The organism is Alicyclobacillus kakegawensis NBRC 103104 (assembly GCF_001552655.1).
GTDB lineage: Bacteria > Bacillota > Bacilli > Alicyclobacillales > Alicyclobacillaceae > Alicyclobacillus_G > Alicyclobacillus_G kakegawensis.
Genome location: NZ_BCRP01000004.1, coordinates 127,090 through 140,597, shown reverse-complemented (window position 1 = coordinate 140,597; position 13,508 = coordinate 127,090). Strand labels below are relative to the sequence as shown.

15 protein-coding genes are annotated in these 13,508 nt (G+C 59.2%); 2 read left to right on the top strand and 13 right to left on the bottom strand.

Features of this window, described 5'->3' with window-relative positions; translation table 11 throughout:
- Window positions 1-26: 26 nt before the first annotated feature.
- From sufU to AK2_RS04670, 11 genes are all read right to left on the bottom strand, one after another.
- Complete coding sequence (gene sufU / locus AK2_RS04720) at window positions 27-464, bottom strand: Fe-S cluster assembly sulfur transfer protein SufU (RefSeq protein WP_067931910.1); 438 nt, start codon at window positions 462-464, stop codon at window positions 27-29.
- Window positions 451-1,683 carry a cysteine desulfurase gene (locus AK2_RS04715; RefSeq protein WP_067931908.1) on the bottom strand — a complete coding sequence of 411 codons (1,233 nt, stop codon included), beginning with the start codon at window positions 1,681-1,683 and terminating at the stop codon, window positions 451-453. The genes sufU and AK2_RS04715 overlap by 14 nt, the downstream gene beginning before the upstream one ends.
- A 4-nt stretch (window positions 1,684-1,687) precedes the next feature.
- Entirely contained in the window at window positions 1,688-2,980 is a 1,293-nt protein-coding gene (locus tag AK2_RS04710) for a SufB/SufD family protein (RefSeq protein ID WP_067931905.1), read from the bottom strand.
- A gap of 12 nt (window positions 2,981-2,992) precedes the next feature.
- On the bottom strand, window positions 2,993-3,778 hold the full coding sequence (gene sufC, locus AK2_RS04705) for a Fe-S cluster assembly ATPase SufC (RefSeq protein WP_067931903.1): 786 nt from the start codon (window positions 3,776-3,778) through the stop codon (window positions 2,993-2,995).
- A gap of 136 nt (window positions 3,779-3,914) precedes the next feature.
- Entirely contained in the window at window positions 3,915-4,223 is a 309-nt protein-coding gene (locus tag AK2_RS04700) for a metal-sulfur cluster assembly factor (protein ID WP_067931902.1), read from the bottom strand.
- Between the two features lie 30 nt (window positions 4,224-4,253).
- The gene (locus tag AK2_RS04695) at window positions 4,254-4,628 is read right to left on the bottom strand and encodes a cupredoxin domain-containing protein (RefSeq protein WP_067931900.1); all 375 of its coding nucleotides are present in this window, start codon (window positions 4,626-4,628) and stop codon (window positions 4,254-4,256) included.
- A 222-nt stretch (window positions 4,629-4,850) separates the two neighbouring features.
- Window positions 4,851-5,969, bottom strand: a complete 1,119-nt coding sequence (gene ald, locus AK2_RS04690) for an alanine dehydrogenase (RefSeq protein WP_067931898.1) — start codon at window positions 5,967-5,969, stop codon at window positions 4,851-4,853.
- A gap of 149 nt (window positions 5,970-6,118) precedes the next feature.
- A complete protein-coding gene (locus tag AK2_RS04685) occupies window positions 6,119-6,394 on the bottom strand; it encodes a hypothetical protein (RefSeq protein ID WP_067931896.1) in 276 nt (91 codons plus the stop codon).
- A 20-nt stretch (window positions 6,395-6,414) separates the two neighbouring features.
- The gene (locus tag AK2_RS04680; RefSeq protein ID WP_067931894.1) at window positions 6,415-7,428 is read right to left on the bottom strand and encodes a hypothetical protein; all 1,014 of its coding nucleotides are present in this window, start codon (window positions 7,426-7,428) and stop codon (window positions 6,415-6,417) included.
- Window positions 7,425-7,961 (bottom strand): sigma-70 family RNA polymerase sigma factor, encoded by a 537-nt coding sequence (locus AK2_RS04675; protein ID WP_245632773.1) that lies wholly within the window; start codon window positions 7,959-7,961, stop codon window positions 7,425-7,427. Before AK2_RS04675 ends, AK2_RS04680 begins: the two co-directional genes overlap by 4 nt.
- Before the next feature lie 140 nt (window positions 7,962-8,101).
- Window positions 8,102-9,703 (bottom strand): APC family permease, encoded by a 1,602-nt coding sequence (locus AK2_RS04670; RefSeq protein WP_067931892.1) that lies wholly within the window; start codon window positions 9,701-9,703, stop codon window positions 8,102-8,104.
- Between the two features lie 232 nt (window positions 9,704-9,935).
- On the opposite strand from AK2_RS04670, the gene pyrD reads away from it, so the two are divergent.
- Window positions 9,936-11,033: a dihydroorotate dehydrogenase (quinone) gene (pyrD, locus tag AK2_RS04665; protein WP_067931890.1), complete on the top strand. Its 1,098-nt coding sequence runs from the start codon at window positions 9,936-9,938 to the stop codon at window positions 11,031-11,033.
- Between the two features lie 122 nt (window positions 11,034-11,155).
- On the opposite strand, the gene fabI is transcribed toward pyrD, so the two are convergent.
- Window positions 11,156-11,953: an enoyl-ACP reductase FabI gene (gene fabI, locus AK2_RS04660; RefSeq protein ID WP_439645083.1), complete on the bottom strand. Its 798-nt coding sequence runs from the start codon at window positions 11,951-11,953 to the stop codon at window positions 11,156-11,158.
- Window positions 11,954-12,143: 190 nt separating this feature from the next.
- On the opposite strand from fabI, the gene AK2_RS04655 reads away from it, so the two are divergent.
- Complete coding sequence (locus tag AK2_RS04655; RefSeq protein ID WP_067931888.1) at window positions 12,144-12,752, top strand: superoxide dismutase; 609 nt, start codon at window positions 12,144-12,146, stop codon at window positions 12,750-12,752.
- Between the two features lie 60 nt (window positions 12,753-12,812).
- Here the strand turns inward: AK2_RS04655 and yfbR are convergent, their stop codons facing one another.
- A complete protein-coding gene (yfbR, locus tag AK2_RS04650; protein ID WP_067931886.1) occupies window positions 12,813-13,409 on the bottom strand; it encodes a 5'-deoxynucleotidase in 597 nt (198 codons plus the stop codon).
- Between the last annotated feature and the right edge of the window lie 99 nt (window positions 13,410-13,508).

Below are 13,508 nucleotides of genomic sequence, written 5' to 3'. Positions count from 1 at the left end.
GCCCGTCCATGATATTACCGGAAGGGCTATTCCGGCTGATGGTCTGTGTGCCCAGACACCGCCTTCTCCAACGCTTGCCAAGCCAGCAGTGCGCATTTTACGCGCGCCGGAAACCTGGATACGCCCTGCAGCGATTCCAGATCCCCCAGCACTTCCGTGTCTACCGCCTCGCCGCGAATCATCGACCGAAACACCTTGGCCAGCGACAGCGCCTCAGGCACATCCTGCCCCTTAATGGCCTCGGTCATCATGGACGCAGACGCCATGGAGATGGAACAGCCGGATCCGCGGAAGCGAACATCCTGCACCCGCCCGTCCGCCACCTCCAACTGCAGCGTGATCTCGTCGCCACAGCTGGGGTTGCGCAGGTCCACGCTGACCGTTTTCTCGGTCAGTTCACCCTGGTTGCGCGGGTGCTGATAATGGTCCATGATCACCTGGCGATACAACTCATCCAATTGCATGTTGGAAGAACTCCTTCACCGTATTCAGGCCGTGCACCAATGCGTCCACGTCCGCCTTTGTGTTGTACAGGTAAAAACTGGCCCTGGCGGTGGCCGGCACCTCAAGCCAGCGCATCAACGGCTGCGCGCAGTGGTGGCCGGCGCGGATGGCAATCCCCTCGGAGTCGAGTACTGTGGACACGTCGTGCGGATGCACCCCGTCTACATTGAAGGTCACCAGCCCCCCCCTCTCGCCGGCCGCCTCCGGGCCGTAGACGGTCACGCCAGGCAATGAGCGCAGCCGTTCCAGGGCGTACTCCGTCAACTCCCGGTCATGGCGGCGGATTTCCTCCATGCCAATCCCGGTCAGGTAATCGACCGCCGCCCCCAGCCCGATGGCCCCGGCAATGATGGGCGTACCACCCTCGAACTTCCAGGGAATTTCCTTCCACGAAGCTTCGTACAGCTCCACCACATCAATCATTTCGCCGCCGAAGTAAGTCGGCTCCATCTCCTCCAGCCGCTCCCGCTTTCCGTAGAGCACCCCGACACCTGTCGGCCCGCACATCTTGTGTCCAGAGAACGCCAGAAAATCGCAATCGAGCGCCTGCACATCGACCGGCATGTGCGGTACACTCTGCGCCCCGTCGACGACCACCACAGCCCCAACCGCGTGGGCCAGGTCGACGATTTCACGGATAGGGTAAATCGTTCCCAGCACATTGGATACCTGCGCTATCGCGACCAATCGCGTCTTGTCGGTGATGGTGCCGCGGACATCCTCCAGGGTGATAGTCCCATCCGCCTGCAGCGGAATGTACTTCAGGCGAGCGCCCGTGGCCCGCGCCGCCTGCTGCCAGGGGATCAGGTTGCTGTGGTGCTCCGCCGGGGTGAGGACAATCTCGTCTCCCTCACGCAATTTCGTGCGGGCATACCCGTACCCAATCATGTTCAAGGATTCCGTCGTTCCGCGCGTAAAGACCACCAGATCCGAAGACGGGGCGTTGATGAATCGCGCCACCTTTTCCCGGGCCAGTTCATACGCCTCCGTCGCGCGAGATCCGAGCGTGTGCACCCCCCGGTGCACATTTGAATTGGATTCACGATAGTAGCGGTCTATCGCCTCGATGACCGGTCGCGGCTTCTGTGAAGTGGCCGCACTGTCCAAATACACCAACGGGTGTCCGTTGATGACCTGTTCGAAAATCGGAAAGTCCTTGCGAACATCCTCCATACTCATCGCATCAATTCAGCTCCCCGTCAATCCAGGATGCCACTTCGTTCCTCCACGGCTCGACCGGCAGGACATCGACCAACGGTTGCAGGTATCCCCAGATGATCATGCGCTCCGCCTCGGCGCGCGGAATCCCTCGGGCCATCAGATAATACACCTGATTTTCGTCGATCCGCCCAACGCTTGCCGCGTGGCCGCAGCGCTGCACATCATTTTCATCTATCAGCAGCATCGGAATGGCGTCAGCCCGCGCCCTGGAGCCCAACATCAACATGCGGTCATGCTGTTCGCTGCTGGCTTCGTCGGCCCCGCGCTCGATGTGCGTCGAACTGCGGTAGGTGCTGTTCGCACGCCCGCGGAGGACGCCCAGCAGGGTGATATCACTTGCCGAATGGTGACCGAAATGGTCCATGCTGGCCGTAAAATCCAAGCGCTGTCGTCCATACCCTAACCCGAACCCGCGCGTGGTCGATTTCGAGCCGGGTCCCTCGAGACGGGACTCCACCAAACCGACGGTAAAGCCGTCGCTCACATCCCCAATCACCCAATCCACCGACGCGTTGTCTGCCAATTTGGCGCGCCGTGTGAAAAAGTTCGTAGGTCCCTTGCCGTACCGGCTCAGGCAAGCGGCGGTCACGTTCGCATCCGCCCCCACCACCAACTCCGTGACGGCGCTGTGCACGACCCCTTCCTGCCGTTCTCCATGACACAGGTACGCCTCTGCGAACGACAGAGAAGCCCTGTCCTCCACCACAACCAGCGACCGCGGCAAACCGCCCTTGCCCGCCATCGTCTCCTCGTAAATAAAGTGGATTGGCGAATTCACCCGCACCCCGCTCGGCACATGGACAAAGATGCCGCCGTGCCACAGCGCGGCGTTAAGGGCCGCCCATTTGCTCTCCTCCGCCGGCACCACGGAGTACAGGTAGCGCCTCACCCGTTCCGGGTGTTGGTCGATGGCCGTGTGCAAATCCAGCAGCACGACCCCTTGCTCCGCCAGCGTGCGGGGCAACGATGTCTCGATGGTCACGCCGTCGCGCACGTACACGTAAGCCCCGCCGGCCGCCTTGGCCCCCTCTAGCAACGCTTGCGCCGCCGCGCCGGCGCCGCCCGTAGTGGCGCTGGGAATTGATTCCACAACCCAGGGTCGATTCCGCAGATCCGTTTCCTCCAGTTTCGGAGAAGGCATGGATGCATACAACACAAAGGCGCGCTCACGCCGCTGAACAAGCCATGGCGGTTCCTGGAAACGCCGCGCCAGGTCAGCTACCAGCGGGGAGTGGGCTGATGTTTCGATGCTCATCGTCCTACCTCCTCACGCTTCGGCGCCGACCGTCTCGTCGACGATGCCGAGTTCCCGTTTCAGTGTGTCGTATCCGTTGGCCTCCAGGTACTCTGCCAGCGTTTTGTCGCCAGACTTCACGATTCGGCCCTGCATCATCACGTGTACATAATCCGGAACGATGTACTGCAGCAACCGCTGATAGTGCGTGATAATCAGGAACCCGGTCTGCGGAGAACGCAGTTGATTGACCGCATCGGCCACCAGCTTCAACGCATCAATGTCCAGGCCCGAATCAATCTCGTCCAGAATGGCAATCTTCGGCTCCAGCAGGCTCATCTGCAAAATCTCATTGCGCTTTTTCTCACCGCCGGAAAAGCCTTCGTTCAAATAACGCTCAGCAAACGATGGGTCGATGTTGAGATCCTTCATCTTCTGCTGCAGCAGCCTGTGGAATTTGATGACCGGCAGTTCGTTGCCTTCTCCTCGCCGTGCATTCAAAGCGGTGCGGAGAAAATTGGCATTTGATACACCCGATACCTCCGCAGGATACTGCATCGCCAAAAACAGACCGGCACGAGCGCGTTCATCCACCGACATGGTCAGGACATCTTCACCGTCCAACGTCACCCGACCACTCGTGACCGAATAAGCAGGGTGACCCATGAGCGCGGATGCCAGGGTGCTTTTCCCGGTTCCATTGGGACCCATGACGGCGTGGATTTCACCGCCTTTTATCTGCAGGCTCAAGCCCTTCACAATCTCCTTGTCTTCAACAGACACACGCAAATCTTCAATTGTCAATACCGGCGATGACATGTGACCAACCTCTTTCCCAGCAAGATCTCTGGCGCATACCTAAAAGTTGACTTATGGGGTCATGTTTTCATCCACAGCGTACCATATACGCTGTCAATTGCAAGGCGTATACCCGAATTTTATGGGCCGCCGACCGTCAGAACAAATACTTAAAAACCAGTTTCGCTTCTTCGGACATCATTTCCTTATCCCAGGGCGGATCGAACGTCAATTCCACTTCGACGTCCTCCACACCCTCAAAGCTGCCAACCCGTTCAATGATGTCGTCGCGCAGCATGTCATACGCCGGGCAACCCATGGTCGTCAAGGTCATAGTGATTTTGACCTTTTTTCCGTCCTCCGATATGTCGATCCCGTACACCATGCCGAGATTGACGATGTCAATTTGAATCTCAGGATCCACCACTTCCGTCAGGGCGCTGCGCACCTGTTCCTCAGTTACCATTCACCTCACCCTTTCATCATCCAAACCCGCTCAATGCACATGAAACTTGGCAATCATGTCCTGGTGTCCAGAACCGCAATACACATCGCAGCGAATCGTATAGGTGCCCTCCTTCTTCGGGGTGAACACCACATTCACCGGGGCATCCCCTTGCGACACAGTTTGACTGATGTCTGTGCCATCAATGGAAAATCCATGTGTCCCCTGTTTCGAACTGACGACAAAATCTATCGGCTTCCCTACCGCGAAGTCGGTTTGGCTCAGCGACCATTTAAAATCGGACGCCACCACTTTCACCTTCACGGCGTCGGCCGGGACCTTGGGCGTGGACTGATGGGCCTGCCCACAGCCGCCCGCCGTCAGCACGACCGTCGCCGCCGCCAGCGCAGCCCAGCCTCTCTTCATTCGCAGTCCCCCCAGCCCGAGCGGTGTCATTCCCGGTACACTTCTATCATACACCAAACATGCCCTGTGGGCATAAAATTCACGCCCGCTTGGAACCCCTCCAAGCGGGCGCGCCACCCCAAAACGCACAGCGTACTTCCACCCTGCTTCTATCCCAAACCATCAACATGGAATGGGGCACCAACCTGGCCCCGGTTCGACACCCCGAGTCCCCGCCGCACGCTATCCAACCACATCGGCGAGCGGCGTGTACGGCAAGTTTAACGACTGGGCCACCGCCTCATACGTCAGTCTGCCGTCCATCACGTTCACCCCGCGCGCCAGCGCGGCATTGTCGCGGATGGCCTGCTGGATCCCCTTATTGGCTATCTGCAAGGCGTACGGAATGGTCACATTGGTCAAGGCAAACGTGGAAGTGCGCGGTACGGCTCCCGGCATGTTGGAGACCGCGTAGTGGACCACGCCAAACTTTTCGTATGTCGGGTCATCGTGGGTGGTGATGCGATCAATCGTCTCCACCGATCCGCCTTGGTCAATGGCCACATCGACAATCACACTGCCCTGCTTCATGGACCGCACCATATCGGTCTTGATGATTTTCGGCGTGCGAGCCCCAGGGACCAGCACAGCGCCAATCAGCAGGTCGCAATCTTGCAGCTCATGGTAAAGATTGTAATCGTTGGACATGATGGTCTGAATCCGGCCCTGATAGACTTCGTCGATGTACGCCAGCCGCGCCGGGTTGATGTCCAATATGGACACGTGGGCACCCATGCCCAGCGCGATGCGGGCCGCGTTCAGCCCCACCGTGCCGCCGCCGACAACGACCACCTTGGCGGCCGGTACGCCGGGAACGCCGCCGAGCAGTACGCCCAGGCCTCGATGAGGGCGCTCCAAATGGTGGGCCCCAACTTGAATGGACATCCGACCAGCGACCTCGCTCATCGGCGTCAACAGTGGCAATGTCCCGTCCGGCAGTTGCACCGTCTCATAGGCGATGGCGGTCACTCCACTGTGCATCAGCACCTTGGTCAGTTCGGGAAGCGGAGCCAAATGCAGGTAGGTGAACAGGACAAGCCCGGACCGGAAGTACCGATACTCGTCCGGGAGCGGCTCTTTGACCTTCATGACCATGTCGGCCTGGTCCCAGACATCCTCGGCAGCAGCCAGGATCTGCGCTCCCGCCTGGACAAAGTCCTCGTCGGAAAATCCACTGCCCTCCCCCGCTCCGCTCTCAATGTAAACCTCGTGACCCGCTCCAACCAGAGTATGCACGCCAGCCGGAGTCATGGCCACCCGATTTTCGTTGTTTTTGATCTCTTTCGGCACGCCGATCTTCATGCTGTTTTTACTCCTTCACGTTCACATCCGCCGGGCGACGTCACATCCTGCACCCGCGCAGGCGACCTAATCCTGTACAGACCGCTCTGAAACTGCCCCCAGTGTAGATCAGGCCACCGGGGACTGCAACCAACGACACCGGGCGGCCCTCAATCGCACGCAGTGTCCGCTTGTCGGACCACCTTCCGCCGCACTCTGCGTACAGGTTTTCGATTGCCCGTCTCACCTTTTGCACCGTGTTCCGCTATCCAGTCCTGAACCCGCTTCACATCGCTCGGGGCGACACGCCAGTTTCGATCTCCGAACACGAACGACTCCGCGGTCAATTCCCCATGATCAGCCAGATCATCCACCGCCTGCCGGACCACTTCCACGGGCGCCTGCAGCATCTGTGCGAGTTCGCTCAAACTGAACCGCGTCGTCACACAACCACCCCGCCTTCCTCCTACGACGGCTGCACCAGCATCAGGTGCGGCACCAGTTGACGGTAATCGATATCGGGCCCCAGCAGCGGAAAGTATACTGCGTGCGATTGGCCGGCGGCAAGCGAACGAACGCCCGCCGCCCCCCGCAGGCTGCTGATGAAGCGGATAGAATGCGAATTCGTCCAATCGGATACTCCAGGAGGCGCCAACCAGACAATCGCCCACACTTCGTCCAACGAGACCCGAGTGCGGCGGTCATTGAGCAAGAAGCCACCTACCTCCACTTGGCCGGGATGAACCCCTGGTTGAACGTGCAAGTCCTGCACTTGCAGTCCCGGCACCGACTGCCAGGGTGGCGACGGCTGTGCCGACGCGGACGCGCCCTGTAAAAACCACAGATGCGGTAAAACGGTGCTGTCCCATTCGTTCTCGCTCACGCCGAGGGGACGAAAGGACCACGTCCCCTCCGCTCCGGGACGAATCGGCCGATCCGGCCCATTCGTGAGAATCAGGTGCTCATAGCCCAGTATATCCTGCTTATCCGCACCAGGACCAAAGCCCAACACCCCTATAACATCGTAGCGTCCCAAGGAGCGGGAGCCGTTATTCCGTAAACGCGCGTAAACCACGTTTCCAGGGTGCTCGGCATCAGACCCAATCCAGATTGATTCGACTTCCAGCGGCGCCGCCTGGACGTGCTGAGGGGAAACCGATGCCGGGATGGGCAACCCCGTCCGGCCCCCAGCCTCGCTCTGCCCGGCCTTGAAATCTGACTGCTGGACAGCCTGCAAGCGCTGGCCATGACGAGCGGAGACCACGTCCGAAGAGAGAACCGCAGCCACCATGGCAGCCGCCGCCAGCATGCCGGACACACCCAATAACTGGTTCCAACGCCGTTCGCGCGGCCGGCGGCCCGCCGATTCGGACTCACGGGCAGACTGGGCGGCCGCCAATATCCTCTGATGCAGTGCCTGGGAAAACGGGATCTTCGGAAGCGCCCTGAGTCTCTCCACATCATGCGGATGCTTGTTCACAGATTCCCTTCCCCCTCCAGAAGCCGTTTCAACATCAGTCGGCCTCGATGCAGTCTCGTACGGACGTTCTGGTCTGTCGTGTTCAGCACCTCGGCGATCTCCCGGCTGCTGAGGTCATGGCGATAGTAGAGAATCAATACCTCGCTATACTTGGCCGGCAACGAATGCACAGCCGCCCACAGTCCATCCTCCTCCAACTTCCGTGCGACCTTCAGTTCCGGCGAAGCGTCATCCACGACCTGGTTGAGATGCTCATCATCCACGACGACACGCTGAACCACCCACGAGCGCAGATAGTCTTTACAACGGTTGGCGGTAATGGTTAACAACCAGGTTTTCACGCTGCTATCCCCGCGAAATGAGTCCATCTTGGCAAACGCGCGCAAGAACACATCTTGGGCGATATCTTCCGCCTGATGATAGTTGCGGACATAAGAATAAGCCAGATTTAGGACGTCCTGACCATACAGGCGCATCCATTCGTCGAGAAGGGCCATCGGATCGACGGGTGGGGTATTGGATACCTCGAACAAAGGACGCCACCCCCCGTGTCACTCTTTTAGACGTCGATCTCAGCACCCGCGTGACAGAACCGACCGCGCAACCGCACCGGCCAAAATCAAAGATGCGGCCCACGGGCGCCGAGCCCGGGACCGCACACAGGATTCGTTCATCAAACGTTGGCTGCTTTGACTGTGGCGTCCTCTTCATCATCGGTATCTATGATCGGCTGCGCCAGGGCGCTGGCAACCGCCCAATAATAGATGATAATGGCACCCGCAGCAACCACCAGCAAATCCCATCCATATGGGATGATGGGGTTCTTCATGGGACCAAACGATCCAATGTAGGACATCACCATCATAAATACGTAATAGACGACCAACCAGATACCCGACCGCCACTCTGACTTCAGCTTTTGGTGCCAATGCTCATCCCGGTCCATGAAGGCAAAATACAGGACCAGCGACGCCAGCGTCAAGCCAATCAGGAACCTATTGTTGTTCCAACCGCCCCAGTAGATGATGAACGAGCCGGCGATGAAGGCCAGCGGTGCAATCACCGACAATCCGGCCAGTTTGAACGGACGATGGAGATCAGGAGACGTTTTGCGCAGAGAAGTTACCGAAATCGGTCCGCAGACGTAGGTCAACACTGTGGCCCCAGTGACAGCTCCCACCAAGCCACTCCAGACACTGTAGTTTTGCGGCAGCACCCATACGATGGCCAAAATTAACGACAACCACAGGGCGCCACGCGGAATACCGGTGCGGCGGTCCACCTTGCCAAAGAGCGAATAGAACAACCCCGTCTTGGCCCACGCGAACAGGACACGAGTAGTTCCGGAAACATAGATGTTGCCTGTGCCTGACGGGGAAATGACGGCATCGACAAACAGCACATTGGCCAACCACACCATGCCGAGCGAGGTCGCCAATTCAGCGTAAGGCGCCTCTTGGAACTGCAGGTGGGCCCAGCCGCCAGCCTTGGCCAGAACGTCCGGTGGCACCGCGCCGATAAACACCAGCTGCAACGCGATATAGAGCAACGCACTGACCGAAATCCCAAGAATGATGGCGAGCGGGATGTGCCGCTGCGGGTTTCTTGCCTCAGAGCCGAAGTCTACCGCTTGGCGCCAACCGAGAAACGCAAACGCGATGCCTGCCACCGCCACCGCCTGCATGACGCCCTTGAAGCCACCGGGACTGGCGCCGCCCACCGAATAGTTGGCGCCATGAAAGCTGAACAACAGCACGATGAGAGTCAACAGGGGAACGATGAACTTGATGGCCGTTACAATCGAGTTGACCTTCCCGAACACGTTGACACTCCAATAGTTCAACAAGAAGAAGACAACCAACAGCGCGATTTCCAAGATGTAACCCCACGCGGACGGCCCATTGCCGCTGGCCAAGCCGGGAAGCCAGCGCGATGCGTACCCGCGCACCGCTTCCACCTCGACGCCGGCGACACTGGAATACGCCAGCATCGCCGCAAATCCCGTGAGATACCCAGTCAGGCTGCCGTGCGTATAATTGGGATAGCGGACGAAACCTCCGGCGCGCGGGAGCATGCCCCCGAGTTCCGCGTACGTTAAACCAATCAGAATGAATGCCACTGCAGCGATGACCCACGCCAACCATGCACTCGGGCCTGCATACGCAGCCGCCCCCTGGGCTGCAAACAGCCAGCCCGAACCGACGATGGACCCCACCCCTAAGAACGTGAGGTCGAGCAGGTTCAGCTTTTTTTTGAATGAAGCCGGCCCAGCCATAAGTTCTCTCCTTTCGACTAAAAAAGATAAATAATGAAAGAAATAAGATGACTGATTGGGTGAGTGCTTGGTGCCACCATTATAGGCATGATATTCGGATAAATCAAATCCATGCCCCAGAGACAGAGCGAGATTTGTCAATTCATGTGCCAAAACGTATATTGGAATCCAAAGGCACCCGACTGTTTACCCAGCCGCTCAGGCGCCACTATTTCAGCCCAGGAGGAACTGCATGTACCCCCTGATTCGCAGCGTTCTTTTTCATATGGACCCAGAACGAGCTCACCGAATAACCCTGCGCACCCTCTCCCTGTTTCCAGGTGTCGCGCGCATGTTCGGACGCAGTGAGCCGGCATCGCCGCAGTTGTCCCAGACTCTATGGGGGCTGTCCTTTCCCCATCCCGTTGGTTTGGCCGCGGGACTGGACAAGGACGGCATCGCCATCGACGGTTTGCTCGCGTGCGGCTTTTCTTTTCTCGAAGTCGGTACCGTCACACCGAAGCCCCAGCCGGGCAATCCCAAGCCGCGCCTGTTCCGTCTTCTCGAGGATGAGGCGCTCATCAACCGCATGGGTTTCAATAATCTTGGCGCCGCCACCCTGCGCAAACACCTGTTGCGGCGCCGGCGCCGCGGAATCGTCGGTGTGAACTGCGGCCGCAACAAGACCACCCGCAACGAATGGGCAGCCGAGGACTACCTTTTGGTCGTGGAAACCGTCTATCCGCTCGCCGACTACATTGTCATCAACGTGAGTTCTCCCAACACGCCTGGACTGCGCGATTTGCAAGCGGAAGAATCCCTGCTGCCGCTTGTCGCCCGCATCCTGGCGAAGCGCGACGAGCTGTACCAGGCGAGCACGGCGATGGTCGCCCATAGACCGCCGGTGCTCGTCAAACTGTCACCCGACCTCCCGGACGACACGCTCGTCCGCGTCGCCCGGCGGCTGTGCGAAGCCGGGGTGGACGGCCTCATCGCAACGAACACCACCACCCGGCGCGAGGGACTCACTTCGCGGCGCAGCAATGAACAAGGCGGACTCAGCGGCAAACCCTTGCGCGCACGCTCCACCCAGGTCATTGCCCGCCTGCACCTGGCCATCGGGGACCAAACGCCTATCATCGGCTGCGGCGGTGTCTCGTCCGCACAAGACGCCTATGAGAAGATTTGCGCGGGCGCAAGCCTGGTGCAGATCTACACCGCCTTCATCTACCACGGTCCCGCCCTTATTCGCAGCCTGGTACATGAACTGCCATCCCTGTTGGCGAAAGACGGGTTCTCGCACATCCGGGAAGCGGTTGGCAGCCGCGCGCAGACGCTGGCTCAACTGTGAAACCACACAATTATAATTGGAATGGGAAAGGTGAGGAGACAGGCGCCCAGCACACTGCTCGGCTGGGCGCGCGGCCGGCCCATACTTCCGGTCCGGCCAAGCCGTCTGGCGGTCATGAATGTCTATATGCCGAGGATGTGGTACCCGCCGTCCACATGGATGATCTCCCCTGTGACATTGCGGGAGAGGTCGGAGAACAGGAAAGAGGCCACATCGCCGACCTCTTCGGGATCCGTGGCGCGGCCCAGCGGGGCGCGTTCAGCCAAGACGTGCAGCATCTTATCGAATCCGTGCACCCCTTTGGCCGACACGGTGCGCACAGGGCCGGAACTAATAGCGTTCACACGAATATTGTCCTTGCCCAAGTCCTTGGCGAGGTAACGCATGCTGGCGTCAAGGGCCGCCTTGGCGACACCCATCACGTTGTAGCTTTCAACCACCCGCTCGCCGCCGAGGTACGTCAGGGTGACAATAGAACCGCCCTCCCGCATCAGGGGACGCGCCCGCCGGGCAGCCGCGACCAACGAGTAGGCGCTGATGTTCTGGGCTAACCAATACCCGTCACGCGAGGTGTTCACGTATTCGCCCTGCAACTCTTCGCCTTTGGCAAATGCCACGCAATGGGCCAGTCCATGCAGGACCGGCACCTTCTCGCCGATTTCCGCAAACGCCCTGTCCATCTGCGCATCATCACTGACATCGCACTGAACGATAGGAAAGTCCTCGTTCGGCATGGCTTCATCCAACAATTCCTGGATCTTCCCCCGCTCACGCTCGCTCAAACACGTGAACGCCAGTCTGGCCCCCATCCGGTAAGCCGACTTGGCCACTCCCCAGGCGATGCTGCGCTTGTTCGCCACACCCATCACCAGGATATTTTTTCCTTGCAACAGTGTCAAACTGTTCACCCGCCTGTACAATTTGCTAACATCCTCCAATAACTCACGAGGTGCCGCCTTGTCCACTTCCTTCTATGTATACCATCAATGCTCGCCGTGAGCAATTCGAGGGCATCGCGTGAAGCTGAAGCCGTGAGTGGAAATAGTCTGTCCGTTGCGGTAAGATGAGTGGTGATGGTTGCACCCATTACACTGCATTGGAGGGATTGTCATGGCTCACCAACTGCCGCCTCTGCCATATGCATTCAATGCTTTGGAACCCCATATTGACGCGCTGACGATGGAAATCCATCATGACCGTCACCACGGGACATATGTGAATAACCTCAACGCGGCCCTGGAGGGGCATTCGGACCTGCAGGCCAAAAGCATTGAGGACCTGCTCGCCGATATCAACTCCGTTCCGGAGTCCATCCGTACGGCGGTCCGCAACAACGGCGGCGGTCACGCCAACCACAGCCTGTTCTGGCAGATTCTCAGCCCTAACGGCGGCGGTCAGCCAACTGGTGCGGTGGCTGATGCCATCAACCAGACGTTTGGCAGCTTCGAGAAGTTCAAGGACGAGTTTTCGAAGGCGGCTGCCGGACGGTTTGGCAGCGGCTGGGCTTGGCTGGTCGTCAATAACGGCAAGCTGGAAATCATCAGCACGCCGAACCAGGACAGCCCGCTGATGGAAGGGAAGACGCCGATTCTCGGTCTCGACGTATGGGAGCACGCCTACTACCTGAAGTACCAGAACAAGCGGCCTGATTACATCGCTGCCTTCTGGAACATTGTCAACTGGGCCGAGGTCAACCGGCGCTACGAGGCGGCCAAGTAATCCGCTTGCAAGCGCCGAAACCAAGGGCTGCCCGCGGGGGACGACAAGCGTCGTCCCCCGTTATTTTTCCTGCAGATACCTGTACTCGTCGACGGTATGATCAAAGGCGGGCAAAAACCGTTCCACGAAGTATCTCACGGCCGGCATAGTCTCCGCGATGGCGGCCACCTGCTTGGAGAGCTGCTCAGCGGCCAGTGCAAACTCTTGGTTGCCGCGCCGCACTTCCAATCGACACTTGCAGAGGGCGTCCAGTTTGTCCGCGGCATGGACATAGGCGGCCACACGCTCGTCCTCTCTCGCCAATGCCTGCGCATAGGCGGGACGCAGTTCCTGGGGCAGAGAAGCGACCAATTGCCGTTCAGCCAACCGCTCCAAGCGGCCAAACGCCTCCGCCACTTCTTCGTTGTACTTTTTTACAGGCGCCACCACATCGGTCAGGATGGCTTCCGATGCGTCATGCAACAACGCCGCAGCCAACACCTTGGCCACATCCGGCTTTTGTCCGTACACCGATTCGTCAATCACGCACAACGCATGGGCTATCAGCGCCACGCCAAAACTGTGCTGCGCCACATCCTCCGGCTGCAGAGCCATCATGCCGCCCCAGCGGATGGTGGAACGCAATCGATGCAGCAACGCGAAGAACACGCTTTGCACGCAACTCCCCCGTTCCGAGAAACGGTAATCCACAGACACCCACGAGAATCTTGCCATCGTCTACTTTATCGGACGAAGCCGATCCCGACAACCGGACCA